Below are 15,232 nucleotides of genomic sequence, written 5' to 3' on the forward strand. Positions count from 1 at the left end.
TTTCTGAAAAAGTAAATTAGTCTTCAACTAATCCTAAAAATATAATAGCAACTAGATTTAAGTATGCACAAAAAAAGTTCTAAAACCATGAATGATTTTAGAACTTTTTATTTTTATTTAGCTCACTTGCTTACAACTCTTGTTGCAAGTCGGTTGGCTTATAAACCTTGATTACCTTAGTAAACAAGAAGTCTGAGAAGAATCCTGCAATAATCGGAACCACAAAGAATGTAAGAATTGCAATCATTGGTGATACCGTATGCGTTTGGAACGCCTTGTCAGCAGTGTCCATAACTGATGATTGGATTGGTGAAACCATTCCAATCCAGCCAAATCCAGCAGTTGTTGGTGTTCCTTGAACATTGAACATTGCTACTGGAATTGCTGAAATCGCTGCCGTCAACAAGAATGACAAGATCATCTGTGGTCGCTTGAATACTGATGGCATCATACCCTTCATCGCACCCAAGAAAATGGCAACGGAAGTTCCCTTCTTGTTTACCTTAACTGAGTTGATCAACAAGACAACTGTGGTTGCAACAACCCCAACTCCAGCCGCTCCTGATCCAAGACCAGCAAGTGAAATTGCCAAAGCAATTCCAACTGTTGAAACTGGTGTGATGATAATGAATGAGAATGCCATCGCGATCAAGATCGACATTGGTAGTGGCAATAGTGTAGTAAAGTACTGCACCATATCACCAAGCCAAGTCGTCACGTGAGCAACTGCTGGTGCAATTGTCAAACCAAGCAAACCAACACCACCACCGATAACAAGTGGGCTCAAAATAATTGCAAGTGCTCCAAAGCCCCAGAGATACTTGTAAACGAGCCAGATTACCAATACTCCGATTGCCGCAACAATCATTGCATTGATCACATCACCTGCCCCAGATGCAAGGTATACATTGGCGGGTGCCTTTGATGCAACACCAGTAATCGGATTGACAAATCCTGCTGGTGCGGCAGCCCACTTAATTGAACCAGAAGCAGCTCCAACAGCAATTGTCAAAACTCCAACGTCCAATGCCTTCATCTTGAACTGCATGGCGATTGCCAAACCAATCAAAAGTGGAATGAATGATGAGAACAAGACCAAAATTGCGTTCAAGTTCATTGCCCATTGCATTCCGTCTTGAATAAATGGTCGTAGTACATACTTCAAGATTGCTGATGGCAAAACACCAATCAAAATACCTTGCGCAGACCCAGATAGAATCTTAAAGAGAAAATCTTTAAGATTGAAACGGTAATTACCGTCAAAAACTTCGTTACTCATATAACCAAAAACTCCTAGTTTATCGATAAGATCTTAATATTTAACTGCAATCTTAGGGGTCTCACCATTAATGAATGCCAATGAAGCGTCCATTGATTGAGTAACCATCTCCAAGACAGCCTTCGTAGTATAGAAAGCAGTATGAGGTGTAACCAAAACGTTCTCGCGGGCAATCAAGTCAGCGATCTTTGGATCTGGGAATTCCTTGTTTGACCAATCAACATTGAACAAACCAACTTCGTCTTCATAAACGTCCATGGCGAAGTCTGCAATCTTACCTGAATCCAAACCAGCGATTACATCATCGATATCCATCAAGTTTCCACGTGATGCGTTAACGATAACCACGCCATCCTTCATCTTTGCAATTGATTCTGCATTGATCATGTGATGGTTAGCAGGTACACCAGGTACATACAATGAAATAACATCAGCTTGCGCATACAATTCATCCAAAGTATCTACATACAATCCTTCTGCTTCAACTTGATCGTTATGGAACAAGTCATAAGCAATTACCTTAGCACCAAAGCCCTTTAGGATTTGCATAGCAACACGGCCGATGTTACCAGTACCGATAACACCAACTGTTTGCATGCGCATCTCGCGACCAATTGTTGGTGCCCAACGCAAGTCGTGCTTAGCAACCTTAGCATCCAATTCCTTTGTGCGACGTAGCACACGTGACATTTGAATGATTGAGTGCTCAGCAATTGCGTTTGGTGAGTAAACTGGAACGTTTGAGATTGAGAAATCAAACTCACGTGCAGCGTCAAAGTCAATGTTGTCAGTTCCAACATTACGCAATGACATCTTGTTAATTCCTAGTTCGTGCAAGGCTGTCAAAGTCTCGCGAGTGTAGTCAAGTTGTTGGTAAACGTTGACAGCATCAAATCCTTCAGCCAACTTAGCTGTTTCTGGATCCAAAAGCTTATCAGTGAATTCAACTGTAACCTCTGGGTTAGCAGCGATCCAATCCTTCAAAGCTGGTTGCTCGTCGTCACGAATTCCGTATGCAAAAATCTTCATGATATTCCTCCGTATAATGTGCAATAACAACTCTAATTATAAGTATTTATTTGTGAAAAAGTCAACGACAATTGCCCTTGTTAGTACGTTTGTAACTTAGCGATTGTAAGCGATTTCCGCCAAAATATTGTTTTAAAGGTAAATTACGTCTGGCCTTTGCCTGTAAATAGTATTAATTTCCTTGATAATTGAACGGTAAAGTTTTTTCATTCACTCAAAATAATTTTGTAAATTCTTATCATTAGCTGTGATTTAACGGCTTTATTAAACGATAAAAAAACGTAAAACCGCTCTGCTGTTGACCACTTTGGCAAACATGTCAGATTCGTTTTTACGTTTTTCTTTTTTCTAAATTACTTTTGTTCGTTAGCTGAGGTCATGATCTTGTCGACCAAACCATAAGCCAATGATTCTTCGGCATCAAGCCAGTGATCGCGTTCCGTATCAAGCTCAACCTCTTCATAAGGTCGACCAGTATTAGCGGCCAAAATCTCATTCAACTTCTTACGAGTCTTCAAAATTTCTTCTGCAGCAATCGCAATCTCAGTCTGTTGCCCTTGTGCACCACCTGATGGTTGGTGAATCATGAATTGTGAGTTAGGCAAAATAAATCGCTTTCCCTTAGCACCAGATGATGCCAAAACGGAAGCCATTGAAGCAGCCAAACCAATCACAATTGTTTGTACATCCGCACGAATAAAGTTCATCGTGTCAAAGATAGCCATACCGGCATTCACTTCGCCACCAGGCGAATTGATATACATATAAATGTCCTTATCAGGATCTTGGGCATCAAGGAACAAAAGCTGGGCAATAATTGCTGTCGCCATTTGTGACTCAATTGGTCCATTCACCATGATAATACGGTCAATCAACAAACGTGAAAAAATATCATATGAACGCTCACCACGTGATGATTGTTCGATAACGTATGGAATTGGATTCATCAAAATTTCCTCCTGTGGAATATTGAATGGATTATATTTTATACTCTTAGTCAAAAAAGGTCAAACTTTTACTTAATTCTCTTTTGGCAGACCACCGCCATCACGTAAGTCATTCGCTAATTGCGTCAATTTGCGCAATCGATGGTTGACACCTGATTTCGAAATCGCTCCCGAAGCAATATATTTACCCAATTCTGACAAAGGTTCTTCGCGATGTTCGAGTCGAACCTGCGCCATCTCTCGTAATTTCTCCGGTAGCTTATGCAAACCAATCTCTTCATCAAGAAACTCGATATCATCAACCTGCTTTTGACTGGCCGTAACTGTCTTCTCAATATTCGCTTGCTCTGCATTAACCAAGCGGTTAACCGAGTTGCGCATGTCCCGCACGATTCGAACGTCTTCAAATTTTAGCATCGCCTCAGTTGCACCAATTAAATTCAACATGTCGGCAATCTTTTCAGCTTCCTTTAGATAGACGATGTATCCAGAACGTCGCTCAACCGTTTTAGCATTTAATTCGAACTGGTTAATGAGATTTTCTAACTGCATGGCCTGCTCCTCATACAATGAGTAAATCTCTAGGTGATACCGACTAGTTTCAGGATTATTAACAGATCCAGCAGCCAAAAAGGCGCCCCGTAAATACGATCTCGCCATCCCCTCATCAGCCAACCAACTGTCCGGGATCGTCGGCAAAAGCTCAAAATTCTCAAAAATTCTCAAATCATCAAGTAATTTATCAACATCTTGAGTCACCCTTACAATATAAAGATTATTCTTTTTCAACTTCATTTGCCGCCGAACGGAAATTTCTGAGTTTACATCATAGAATTTTTGTAAAAGTGATAAAATTCGGCGAGCTGTAGCTGCATTTTCTGTTTGGACGTTTAGCGTGAACCGCATATTTGCTAGGCCCAACGACCCATTCATACGCATTAAGGCGGATAATTCTGCTTTAGCATTGTCAGGCTTGGTAATCTCAAGCATGGTCAACTCTTTTTTGACATCACTGGCAAATGACATGGCCTTCCTCCCTGTTAATCAATATTTTTAGCTTCTGCAATTTTCATGATTAACTGAGCCACCTTATCACCATCATGAAAGGCGCCATCATCACGTAATTCTAGTAGATTGCCCACTACAGGGACAGCTCCAGCACTCCGAACATGCTCAGGATCAGAAATAACCTGCTTTGAAACCTCGTTCCATTTTTTCCAATCAATATAATCATCTGGAACCGGCGCTGTATTCATAATCACCGCATCCACAACCCGTTCGCCAACATGCTCATTAATTGCTCGTACATGATCTGCATCTGAATAACCGTCTGTCTCGCCCTTTTGCGTCATAATGTTGGCTACATAAACCACTTTTGCCCGCGTTGCCAACAACGCTTCTGCTACGTTTGGTACCATCAGATTTGGCATAATCGAAGTAAACAACGAGCCTGGACCCAACACAACAATGTCTGCATTTAGAATTGCATTCACTACTTCAGACGGTGCTTCTGGCAAGCGATGTTCATCTAAGGTGAACTGTGGCGTTACCCACACGTGCTTAATCTTCTTTCCAGCAGCCGTAATTGCGCTCTCACCATCAAGTACAGTTCCATCCGTAAATTCGGCGTGTAAAATTAGTGGCTCATCCGCTACGGGAAATACATTCCCTTGCACTTTAAAGAATTTCGACAAACGATTAACTGCACTAAAGATACTATTATCCTGTTCAGCAATTGAAGCCAAAATTAGGTTTCCCAGGGCATGACCCGCTAGCATGTCATCATCTGAGTTAAAGCGGTACTGAAAAACATCAATAATTTCTTCATCAACATTTGCTAACACTGATAAAACGTTTCGCACATCTCCAGGTGGCACCATATTGAGATAGTTTCGTAAGGCTCCCGAAGAACCCCCATCATCTGCCACAGTCACAATCGCCGTTAAATCAACATGACACTTTTTGAGGCCCTTCAAGATGATTGGTTGCCCAGAACCACCGCCGATTACAACAATCTTAGGGGCGGAGTGCACTTTTAAAGTATCAATTGTTTCATTGTCCTTATTCATGCACGGGCACTTCCTTCTTTACGGCGCTCAATATCCCGATGATATTCGTTGATCTTCCAATCAGCTTTAAGATCCTCTGCCATCCGATGTGCAAAAGCAGTTGAACGATGTTGACCGCCTGTACACCCGAAGGCAATCGTTAATGTGCTCTTTCCCTCTGCTTTATATCGTGGCAAAAGCCACTTTATCCGCTGCAATTCAAGTTGGTAGAAATCCTGAGCGTCTTGATTATTCCACACATATGCACTAACAGCTGCGTCGAGTCCGGTTAAGTCGCGCAACTCCTTAACATAGTAAGGATTCGGCAAAAAACGCACATCAATCACTAAGTCAGCATCCACTGGCATTCCATATTTATAGCCAAAACTCATCACCTGAACCGTAAACAAACTTTGTTGCGCTAGTTCATCACCATATTTACTGATAATTAACTGCTTTAATTTACGTGCCTCTAGTTCATCGGTATGGATCACCTCAGTTGCCATCTCCCGAATTCCTACTAATTGACGGCGTTCCTGCTGAATTCCCCATAAGGTTCCTTTATCAGCCGACAAGGGATGCTGTCGCCGAGTCTCTTTGTATCGCGCAACTAGCGTTTCATCATTTGCATCAATGTAAATCAATTTAAGATCATAATCTCGATTAGCATTTTGCAGCATCGTTCGCATAATTCCACTCAAGTCTTGGAAGAAATTTTGTGAACGAAGATCGATCATCACGGCCGCCCGATGAAATGCTGGATCTTTTTCAATCATATCCCAGAAATCAGGGAGCATTTGTGGTGGCAGATTATCAACCGAATAATAACCTACATCTTCAAGCGCATCCATTGCCACACGCTTACCAGCTCCGCTCATCCCAGTAACGATTACTAATTCTCGTTTCGTCATGACAAGCCTCCTTATATTCCTAAGTTCCATTATATATTAACTACTTACTTATGTGGTGGTTCGTTCCAAAGAAAAAAGACTCGGTTAGCTCAACGCTACCCCAGTCCTCACAATGTCGATTAACTTATGCTTACTTTTTGCTTGTCTTTTGACGCCTTGCATCATGCAGTGCCTTTAACGCACGCTTACGAGTCTTAATGTTAGGACTCTTCATCTTACGACGAGCAGAAGCTACATCTAACTTTTCTCCAGCCATAATTGTCACCTCTTATTTTCTTTAACTTACAGAATGTAAGTATACACGCCATTGCAAATCTTTTCAAGTATTAGCTCTGATGTTTGAACTCAGTTGCCAAAATCCCCATAACCAAACTGTCATGATACGCACCCTCTGCAAAAAAATGTTGCCGCAAATGGCCCTCTTCCACAAAGCCAACTTTACGATAGATATGAATCGCCGCGGCATTTGATACATCAACATATAGATAAACCTTGTGCATATTCAAAACCTTAAAGGCATAATCTAATCCCTTCAAGATACTTGCTTGCGCATAACCTTGTCCTTGATACTCACTATTAATAATAATCTGAATTTCAGCATTGCGATGTAAGTTATCAATGTACATTAATTCCACCACTCCGATGAAATCATCATGGTCCTCAATTACGAAGCGACGTTCTGTTTGATCCAAGACATGTCGATCGTACAAAATTTGTAGTTCATCAAACGACGTGTATGGTTCTTCAAACCATAGTGCCATCACTTTTCGTGAATTCTCCTGCTGATAAATATAAGGTAAATCACTTTTCTCTAATGGTCTTAAACGCATTTTAATACCCCTCCGTTGCATTGATTATATCCTATCAGAAACAAAAAACACCAAACAAAGCGTTTGGTGTTCTCTGCGTAATTATTCTTGGGTAAATAATCACATTTTTAGGAGTAGGTTATGCAAAGTTGCTGGGTTACAACTCTGTAATAGGAGTAAAAAAGTAAGAAATTTTTCTAGCTATTTACTGTTAAAAGCTGTTACCCTTTCAACAATTTATATCTTAAAGCGCTAAACTTAACGCTACATTCAATGAATAATTAATGGAGCTTAAAGACGCTATTTTGCAATACTTGCATCATGCTCAGCACGCGCTCGATCACGCGCCATAATTGGTCCAAGATACCGACCGGTATATGATGCCTTAACATTCGCAATTGTCTCCGGTGTACCACTAGCTAGAATCTCACCGCCACCTTCACCGCCTTCAGGACCCAAATCAATCAGCCAATCAGCAGTCTTAATGACATCAAGGTTATGCTCAATCACCAGCACCGTATTACCACTATCAACAAGCCGTTGTAATACCTCTAGTAAGCGTGCAATATCGTCAACATGAAGTCCCGTTGTTGGCTCGTCCAAAATGTAAAAGGTCTTACCCGTTGACTTTCTTTGGAGCTCAGACGCCAACTTCATTCGTTGTGCTTCCCCACCTGACAAAGTTGTCGCTGATTGACCAAGCGTAACATATCCAAGCCCGACATCAACGATTGTTTGAAGCTTACGGTGAATCTTAGGAATTGGCGCGAAGAAGTCCAAAGCCTCATCAACTGTCAAATCTAGGACTTGTGCAATTGACAAGCCACGATAAGTTACTTCCAAGGTCTCTGAGTTGTAGCGCGTTCCACCACAAACCTCACATGTCACATAAACATCAGGTAGAAAGTTCATCTCAATCTTGATTACGCCGTCACCCTTACATGCCTCGCAACGACCACCCTTCGTATTGAAAGAGAAGCGTCCCTTTGCGTAACCACGCAATTTAGCTTCATTGGTCTGCGCAAAGAGGGTCCGAATGTCATCGAAAACACCCGTATAAGTGGCTGGATTCGAACGTGGCGTCCGTCCAATTGGTGATTGGTCTATATCAACAATCTTATCAATATTCTCTAGTCCGGTAATCTTCTTGTACTTACCTGGCTTCTCTGAATTATTATTCAAGATATGTTTCATCGCCCGCTTCAAGATAGTATTAACCAAAGTTGACTTTCCAGAACCAGAAACGCCGGTCACTGCAACAAACTTTCCCAAGGGGAATTCTGCAGTAACGTTCTTCAAGTTATTCTCAGCTGCTCCGGTCAATTTGATCGTATTACCGTTTCCAGCACGTCGTACATCAGGCACTGGGATATAGCGCTTTCCGGCAAGGTATTGACCAGTTAAGGATGCTTCATTGAGCTTTACATCCTCGGGTGTCCCAGCGGCAATAATTTGACCACCATGTTCACCAGCACCTGGTCCAACATCAATCAAGTAATCTGCTGCTAGCATCGTGTCTTCATCATGTTCGACCACGATCAATGTATTTCCCAGATCCCGCATCTGCTTTAATGAGGAAATCAAGCGATCATTATCACGTTGGTGCAGACCAATTGATGGCTCATCAAGCACATACATGACTCCCGATAGATTTGAACCAATCTGCGTTGCTAATCGAATTCGCTGTGCCTCTCCACCAGAAAGTGTCCGAGCAGCCCGTGATAAGGTTAGATAATCCAAACCAACATTCTTTAAAAAGCTAAGTCGATCCTTAATCTCCTTAACAATTGGTGCAGCAATTTCAGCGTCTTGCTCTCCAAAAGATACTGTCTCAAAAAATGCCAACTCTTGATCAACCGGCAATTCAGAAACTTGACCAATATGCTTGCCACCAACTTTTACAGACAAAGCACCAGGGTTCAAACGATAACCATGACAAGCTGAACAAGGTAATTCATTCATATATTGTGTCATCTGTTCCCGTGTGAAATCAGATGTCGACTCACGATAGCGCCGTTCGACATTGCTAATTACCCCTTCAAAAACAACATCCAAATCACGAATACCGCCAAAATCATTTTCATAATGGAAGTGGAAAGTCTTTTCCCCAGAACCATATAGAATCAAATCTTGTTGTGCCGCCGTTAAATCTTCAAATGGTACATCCATGTCAATATCATTTTGCTCAGCAAACTGACGCAACATTTCAGGATAGTAGCTTGATGAAATTGGATTCCAAGCTGCCATTGCACCTTCAGCCAAGGTTTTGCTACGGTCTGGTACAACCAAGTCAACATCGACTTCTTGCGTTACCCCTAAACCACCACAAACAGGACAGGCACCTAGAGGTGCATTAAAAGAAAACAGTTGTGGCTCTAACTTACCAACTGCAAAATCACGCAATTCGCCCGTATAGTGATCTGAAAAGGTTAAACTTGCACCATCAACCTCTTCAACGGTCACCATTCCATCAGCCATTCGTAGTGCTGACTCAAATGACTCAAACAAACGTGCCCGTGAACTATCTCTTAGAATAATCCGATCAACCATAATTGCGATATCATGATACTTATTTTTATCTAGGGTCAGTTCATCAGTGATTTCGTGTGTGACTCCATCAACAACAATTCTGACGAAACCTTCCTTACGAATCTTTTCCAAAGCAGTCGCATGCGAACCACGGCGATGCTGAACAATCGGTGCAAGAATTTGCATCCGAGCTCCCTCGGCCAAAGTATCAAAGAGATAATTTAGCATCTGATCAATCGATTGTTTAACAATCGTCCCATCGGCCGCCGCATCAGGCTTACCAACCCGGGCATACAGCAACCGATAATAATCATTAATCTCAGTCACCGTTCCAACTGTCGAACGTGGATTCTTAGAAGTTGTCTTCTGATCAATTGAGATTGCTGGACTCAAACCATCAATCGAGTCAACATCAGGCTTATCCATCTGTCCCAAAAACTGGCGCGCATACGCCGATAGACTCTCAACATATCGTCGCTGCCCCTCAGCATACAACGTGTCAAAAGCCAGTGAACTCTTACCTGATCCCGAAAGACCGGTCAAAACCACAAATTTTTCACGTGGAATCTCAACATCTACATTCTTAAGATTGTGAGCTCGCGCCCCATGGATGCTAATCCAATCATTGGCCATGAATTATCTCCTTATTTTTTGTATTTATCATTAATACGTCTATTATACGCATAAAAAGTATTTTTGTTAAGTTACACCTAATCCGATTTAATAAAAAAATGCTACTCGAATATTGTAGCACTTCATGCATATTTTACTTGCTGTTAGCTTTCAAGCCGTTGCCCTTTGCTTGCATCGGCAATTTGTCAGGCTGTCCCAAATCAGGATTCATGAGATCGCCCAACCAGGCAATTATCACATGCGTCAATACCAGAATAACCCCAATTAAGTTGACGTAAACCATCAGAATCAGCACTGTTCCCAGCGTTTGGTAGAAACTGGCATTTCTAATCGCAAAAGTCGCATACCAAGTGAAACCATGATTCAATACAACCAGCATCAAGGTTTCAATCGCCGAACCAATCATCACTGTTTTACGTCGCAAGCGTAAGGCTGGCAAAGCCAAATTAAAGAGCACCAATAACACCCACAAGCCAATCGCACCATAAAATTGACTTTGATCCAAAAGATCCGTGATCAAGGGGACTCTGATATTCACAGAGTCAACAAACACCCGTGCCACCGACATTCCCAGAATCACTACTCCTGCTCCGGCCAATAGCACGAATAGCCATAAGAAGCCAAATAATCGCGCAAAAATTGAACTAATTCGCTCAGAAACATCATGGACCGTATTAAAAGATGTTCTAATAACGCCCAAGACACGACTAGCTCCCCACAAGGCCACTAACAAGGCAAAAGACAATGTCCCAGCATTTCCCTTTAGGACCGAAACTAAAATTGGGTCAAGGATACTAACAATATTTTTAGGCAGGGAATTACTCATCAATTCATATAACTCATTATGGTCAAAGCCTACCATGGCGGCAACTGACCCAATTGACATCAACACAGGCACTAAGGAAAGAATTGTATAGTACGCAATCGTTGCCCCCGCATTTGTTAGATTTGCTCGCTGTATGTACAACATTAGCGAGCGAATTTGCCAGCGTTCAGCATACTTAACGAACGTTATTTTTACTTTTTGCATGCAAAACTCCTTCGTAACTTATCCCTACAAGTATCAACCATTTATAAAGAGACGTCAAAGATTTCGTGATTCTAAATATAAGTCTGCTATAATAATTGGTATTAAATATGTTTAGAAAGGGAATATTTGTCATGCAGCATCGTCGAGCTCGTCCTTGGTCCTTTCGTTGGATTTTAGAACATATCGCATCTGGCTTTTTATTACTCGGTGTCATCTTTGTTGCATCAATTGCCCTGACTGCCTTGATCATCGCAGTTGAAGAAGTCGTTATCTTAGTAATTCAAAAGCGACCAATCAATACATATTCCAACATCTACGGAAACGCTTTGACGACTATTTTTTGGCACTTCCTGATTATTTTCATCTCGGTCGGCTTCTGGTCTGCTCTAGACACTTTTATCCCGCTTCACACTGAAAAAGGCAAGTAAAAAAGGCTTGGTACACCTCAGTACCAAGCCTTTTTAAAATCTCAATTTGTGTTTTGCACGTCGATTCAAGATTAATGCGAATGCCAAGAAGATTGCCCCTGCCCAAAAGATATTATGGAGTCCAGTAAGCATAATCTGTCGAAGAATTGGCAAGTGTGCTGCTGGTAACTTTCCTGCAGTTGCTGGGTTAATCAATTGGTTTAATTCCGTGAACTTAATTTGTGGATACGCCTTCAAGGCAAAAATCATCGAAACATTCAGGATTACTCCATAGATTGTGGTCGTCAAAGTTTGCGACAATGATCGTCCCAAAGTATTTACCGAAGTAGCCATTCCCAGTTGTCTTTGGTCAACTGATTGTTGTGCAACCACTGTCGTTCCTGTGATTGTTGCACCCATTGATAAACCAAAGATAAATCCAGTCAACAAGAAGAAATTAAACGTCGTGTTGACCGGCAAAGTTGCTAACAGGATTGCGTACCCGAGTCCCAAGAGTAAACTCCATTCAAATAAACGCTGCGCATCATACTTCGCCATGATTCGGCCCGCCAAGACTGCCCCAATCATCCAAACAATTGAGCTTGGCGTAACGACAAAGCCCGCTACTGATGGTTGCATCCCCGTGAGTGCTTGAACCCAAGTTGGCATATAAATATTGTAAGCCGTGATGAATCCAGTTGCTAAGGCCGCCAATAAATTCGCATTCGTAAAGTCAAGTGACTTAAACATTTCCAGATCAATCAGCGGTTCAACGAAGTGGCGCTCGCGCCGGATGAACAACCAAATTAACAAGCCTGTTGCAACTGCGAACCCTAACATCCATAACCACTGCTGCTGTGAAACCATTTCAAGCGCCAATAACATTGTCGTCATCAACCCCGTCATCCAAAGAATGCCCCAATAATCAATCACGACCTTACGTCGTTCAACCTGGTCATGCAAGTAAACCAGCAAAATCAACATGGTTAGAATCCCGATTGGTACGTTAATAAAGAATACCCAGTGCCACGATAATACTTCGACTAAATAGCCACCAATTAAGGGACCAATCATCGAAGCGACACCCCAAGCCGTTGAATTTAGGCCCATCATAGTTGCACGTTTCTCAGGAGGATAGATATCGGCCAAGATTGTGAAAGCTACTGGCATAATCCCGCCAGCTCCAATCCCCTGCACCGCGCGCCAAAAGATTAATACGGACATACTGTCCGATAATCCTGACATAATTGAACCCAGCAAAAATATCAGCAATCCCGTCATCATGGCTGGCTTCCGTCCTAGAACATCCGCTAACTTACCATAAATCGGGGTTGTGATTGCTGTAAACAACATGTAGATGCTAAAGACCCAGCTCATTAGCGTAATGCCATGCAGTTCACCAACAATCGTCGGCATCGCCGTTGATATCACCGTTCCTTCCACTGCCGTCATAAAAGTCGCCAGCAGAATGGCCGCTGTAATCAATGCCCGGTGTCGTCCATTTTCTCTCTCTGTCAATGCACCATACTCACCTTCTAAAGTTTATCAAGGACTATCTTACCACAAGGACTTATGCCACAATAAAACTGTCTTGATTAATATCTATCAACAGAAAGTGAGTTAGCTTAATGGATCAACCTAAATTTTCACAAATTCATCATCTTGCAATTATCGCGAGCGATTATGAACAGACAAAACATTTCTATGTCGACATTTTAAATCTGCCGATCATCCGCGAAAACATTCGGCCAGATAAAGGTGATGCTAAATTAGATTTAGCACTAGCAGATGGTACAGAGCTAGAGATCTTCATCAAACCAGATGCACCAGACCGGCCAAGTTATCCTGAAGCACTCGGCCTACGTCACCTAGCCTTTACTACCAATCAAATTAATGAAACGATCGCTTACCTAAAAGAACAAGGTGTGACCGTCGAACCCCTTCGAACTGACGATTTCACTCACAAGCAGATGACTTTCTTTTACGACCCTGATATGTTGCCACTTGAACTCCACGAATAAATAAAAACGAACTGACTGCCAATCGCAATCAGTTCGTTTTTTTCCCTTTTTACAAAGACCGGCGATAATCCATCAATTCGTGTGATAGCTCCGCTGTTTGACGATAAACTTGCTTGTAAATCGTATGCATTTGTTCATATTGTGCCACTCGAGCTGGATCTGGCAAATAGGCATCGCCAAATTCCGTGAACGCCTCAGCCGCTTCTTGAACCGTCTTAAACCAGCCAAGTCCAACAGCTGCCAAAATTGCCGCCCCCATCCCAGGACCTTGCTCATTTTTCAATGCAACAACCTTCTTATTGAAGATATCCGCTTGAATCTGCAACCATAGTGGTGACTTTGCGCCACCGCCAATTGCTACCACGGTGTCAAACTCTGCACCAGCGGCGTCATAAATATCAAAAATATCCTTAAATGAATAGATGATTCCTTCTAGAACTGCTCGAACAAAATCAAACCTTTGGTGAGTTCCATCGATCCCGATAAACGCTCCTCGAATATCACCATCAGCGTATGGTGTCCGTTCACCAACCAAATATGGCGTGAAGAGTAATCCATTTGCACCAACGTTCGACTGCGCTGCCGATTCAACCATCGTCGTGAAATCAGTCTCAGCTGCAAAGGTCTTTTTAAACCATGACAGAGCATATCCAGCAGCGAGTGTCACGCCCATTGAATAGAAATGTCCTGGAATCGCATGATTGAAGAAATGGATCTTGCCATCATAATCGACATTCGCATGCTCTTCATATTTTAAGACCACTCCCGAAGTACCAATTGACGACATGACCATATTAGGCTGTAAGATTGCGGCGCCAACAGCACCAGCTGCATTATCAGCCGCACCACCGAACACTTGAGTATCGGTAGACAATCCCGAAAACTCTGCGTAAGTCTTTGACACATTCCCAGCAAAATCAGTTGCTTCAATCACTTCAGGAAATAGACTAGCTGGTAGATCAAAAGCATCTTGAATCTTTTTAGACCAAGTCTGCCCTGCAATATCAAAGGCCACTGTTCCAGCCGCATCAGAGATTTCCATTTGTAGGCGTCCAGTCATCCGATAGCGGATATAGTCTTTCGGCGTCACAAATTTTGCTGCTTGGGCAAAAATTGCCGGCTCGTTTTCTTTAACCCATAAAAGCTTGGGCAAAGTGAATCCTTCTAGGGCCTGGTTACGGGTAATCTCAATAAATTCATGGCCCATAACCTGAGTAATTTCTTTAGTCTGTGCAGTTGTTCGTGTGTCATTCCACAAGATTGCTGGTCGCAGAACCTGATTCTCAGCATTCAATAAGACCAAACCATGCATCTGACCAGAAAACGAAATTCCCTTGATTTGTTCTGCCTTAATTGCATCCTGTAAAATCAGACGAACAATGGCGATAGTTGTCCCGTTAACCCACTCCTCTGGATTTTGTTCACTATAACCTGGCTTTGGTTGCATAAGCGGATAATCGTACGCCTCCTGTGCAAGAATTTGCCCCTTTTGATCTACAGCTGATACCTTAACGGCGGATGTACCTAAGTCAACTCCCAATACAACATCTGACATTTGATAGTCCTCTTTCTATATATAAGATTATGTA

14 protein-coding genes are annotated in these 15,232 nt (G+C 42.2%); 2 read left to right on the forward strand and 12 right to left on the reverse strand.

Going from position 1 to position 15,232, the window contains the following annotated elements; all coding sequences use genetic code 11:
- Positions 1-130: 130 nt before the first annotated feature.
- The 10 genes from ESZ50_RS08840 to ESZ50_RS08885 all read right to left on the reverse strand — a co-directional run bounded on the left by ESZ50_RS08840 (position 131) and on the right by ESZ50_RS08885 (position 11,215).
- Entirely contained in the window at positions 131-1,279 is a 1,149-nt protein-coding gene (locus ESZ50_RS08840) for a PTS sugar transporter subunit IIC (RefSeq protein WP_148623201.1), read from the reverse strand.
- Positions 1,280-1,312: 33 nt separating this feature from the next.
- On the reverse strand, positions 1,313-2,308 hold the full coding sequence (locus ESZ50_RS08845; RefSeq protein ID WP_148623202.1) for a D-2-hydroxyacid dehydrogenase: 996 nt from the start codon (positions 2,306-2,308) through the stop codon (positions 1,313-1,315).
- Between the two features lie 353 nt (positions 2,309-2,661).
- Positions 2,662-3,255: an ATP-dependent Clp protease proteolytic subunit gene (locus ESZ50_RS08850; RefSeq protein WP_148623203.1), complete on the reverse strand. Its 594-nt coding sequence runs from the start codon at positions 3,253-3,255 to the stop codon at positions 2,662-2,664.
- A 72-nt stretch (positions 3,256-3,327) separates the two neighbouring features.
- Positions 3,328-4,281 carry a DNA-binding protein WhiA gene (gene whiA, locus ESZ50_RS08855; RefSeq protein WP_148623204.1) on the reverse strand — a complete coding sequence of 318 codons (954 nt, stop codon included), beginning with the start codon at positions 4,279-4,281 and terminating at the stop codon, positions 3,328-3,330.
- Between the two features lie 14 nt (positions 4,282-4,295).
- A complete protein-coding gene (locus ESZ50_RS08860) occupies positions 4,296-5,324 on the reverse strand; it encodes a gluconeogenesis factor YvcK family protein (protein ID WP_187387603.1) in 1,029 nt (342 codons plus the stop codon).
- Entirely contained in the window at positions 5,321-6,214 is an 894-nt protein-coding gene (rapZ, locus tag ESZ50_RS08865) for an RNase adapter RapZ (protein WP_148623205.1), read from the reverse strand. The genes ESZ50_RS08860 and rapZ overlap by 4 nt, the downstream gene beginning before the upstream one ends.
- A 130-nt stretch (positions 6,215-6,344) precedes the next feature.
- The gene (locus ESZ50_RS08870; RefSeq protein WP_148623206.1) at positions 6,345-6,470 is read right to left on the reverse strand and encodes a putative metal homeostasis protein; all 126 of its coding nucleotides are present in this window, start codon (positions 6,468-6,470) and stop codon (positions 6,345-6,347) included.
- Between the two features lie 70 nt (positions 6,471-6,540).
- On the reverse strand, positions 6,541-7,044 hold the full coding sequence (locus ESZ50_RS08875) for a GNAT family N-acetyltransferase (RefSeq protein WP_148623207.1): 504 nt from the start codon (positions 7,042-7,044) through the stop codon (positions 6,541-6,543).
- A 279-nt stretch (positions 7,045-7,323) separates the two neighbouring features.
- Positions 7,324-10,185: an excinuclease ABC subunit UvrA gene (gene uvrA / locus ESZ50_RS08880; RefSeq protein WP_148623208.1), complete on the reverse strand. Its 2,862-nt coding sequence runs from the start codon at positions 10,183-10,185 to the stop codon at positions 7,324-7,326.
- A gap of 133 nt (positions 10,186-10,318) precedes the next feature.
- Positions 10,319-11,215: a YihY/virulence factor BrkB family protein gene (locus ESZ50_RS08885; protein ID WP_148623209.1), complete on the reverse strand. Its 897-nt coding sequence runs from the start codon at positions 11,213-11,215 to the stop codon at positions 10,319-10,321.
- Between the two features lie 131 nt (positions 11,216-11,346).
- On the opposite strand from ESZ50_RS08885, the gene ESZ50_RS08890 reads away from it, so the two are divergent.
- Positions 11,347-11,643 (forward strand): hypothetical protein, encoded by a 297-nt coding sequence (locus ESZ50_RS08890; protein ID WP_148623210.1) that lies wholly within the window; start codon positions 11,347-11,349, stop codon positions 11,641-11,643.
- A gap of 33 nt (positions 11,644-11,676) precedes the next feature.
- On the opposite strand, the gene ESZ50_RS08895 is transcribed toward ESZ50_RS08890, so the two are convergent.
- Positions 11,677-13,140: an MDR family MFS transporter gene (locus ESZ50_RS08895; protein WP_246111537.1), complete on the reverse strand. Its 1,464-nt coding sequence runs from the start codon at positions 13,138-13,140 to the stop codon at positions 11,677-11,679.
- Between the two features lie 110 nt (positions 13,141-13,250).
- Here ESZ50_RS08895 and gloA2 point away from each other — a divergent pair, with 110 nt between their 5' ends.
- Complete coding sequence (gene gloA2, locus ESZ50_RS08900) at positions 13,251-13,643, forward strand: SMU1112c/YaeR family gloxylase I-like metalloprotein (protein WP_148623211.1); 393 nt, start codon at positions 13,251-13,253, stop codon at positions 13,641-13,643.
- 49 nt (positions 13,644-13,692) lie between these two features.
- Here gloA2 and xylB read toward each other — a convergent pair whose 3' ends face one another.
- Positions 13,693-15,198: a xylulokinase gene (xylB, locus tag ESZ50_RS08905; protein ID WP_148623212.1), complete on the reverse strand. Its 1,506-nt coding sequence runs from the start codon at positions 15,196-15,198 to the stop codon at positions 13,693-13,695.
- Positions 15,199-15,232: the final 34 nt, after the last annotated feature.

This window comes from Weissella muntiaci (assembly GCF_008107635.1).
In the GTDB taxonomy this organism is placed as follows: domain Bacteria; phylum Bacillota; class Bacilli; order Lactobacillales; family Lactobacillaceae; genus Weissella; species Weissella muntiaci.

Excerpts from the sequence above, each read along its gene's own strand:
- ESZ50_RS08840 (WP_148623201.1), bottom strand. The coding sequence starts at position 1,279 with ATGAGTAACGAAGTTTTTGACGGTAATTACCGTTTCAATCTTAAAGAT.
- ESZ50_RS08850 (WP_148623203.1), bottom strand. The coding sequence starts at position 3,255 with ATGAATCCAATTCCATACGTTATCGAACAATCATCACGTGGTGAGCGT.
- whiA (WP_148623204.1), bottom strand. The coding sequence starts at position 4,281 with ATGTCATTTGCCAGTGATGTCAAAAAAGAGTTGACCATGCTTGAGATT.
- ESZ50_RS08860 (WP_187387603.1), bottom strand. The coding sequence starts at position 5,324 with ATGAATAAGGACAATGAAACAATTGATACTTTAAAAGTGCACTCCGCC.
- uvrA (WP_148623208.1), bottom strand. The coding sequence starts at position 10,185 with ATGGCCAATGATTGGATTAGCATCCATGGGGCGCGAGCTCACAATCTT.
- rapZ (WP_148623205.1), bottom strand. The coding sequence starts at position 6,214 with ATGACGAAACGAGAATTAGTAATCGTTACTGGGATGAGCGGAGCTGGT.
- ESZ50_RS08890 (WP_148623210.1), top strand. The coding sequence starts at position 11,347 with ATGCAGCATCGTCGAGCTCGTCCTTGGTCCTTTCGTTGGATTTTAGAA.
- ESZ50_RS08845 (WP_148623202.1), bottom strand. The coding sequence starts at position 2,308 with ATGAAGATTTTTGCATACGGAATTCGTGACGACGAGCAACCAGCTTTG.
- ESZ50_RS08870 (WP_148623206.1), bottom strand. The coding sequence starts at position 6,470 with ATGGCTGGAGAAAAGTTAGATGTAGCTTCTGCTCGTCGTAAGATGAAG.
- xylB (WP_148623212.1), bottom strand. The coding sequence starts at position 15,198 with ATGTCAGATGTTGTATTGGGAGTTGACTTAGGTACATCCGCCGTTAAG.
- ESZ50_RS08885 (WP_148623209.1), bottom strand. The coding sequence starts at position 11,215 with ATGCAAAAAGTAAAAATAACGTTCGTTAAGTATGCTGAACGCTGGCAA.
- gloA2 (WP_148623211.1), top strand. The coding sequence starts at position 13,251 with ATGGATCAACCTAAATTTTCACAAATTCATCATCTTGCAATTATCGCG.
- ESZ50_RS08875 (WP_148623207.1), bottom strand. The coding sequence starts at position 7,044 with ATGCGTTTAAGACCATTAGAGAAAAGTGATTTACCTTATATTTATCAG.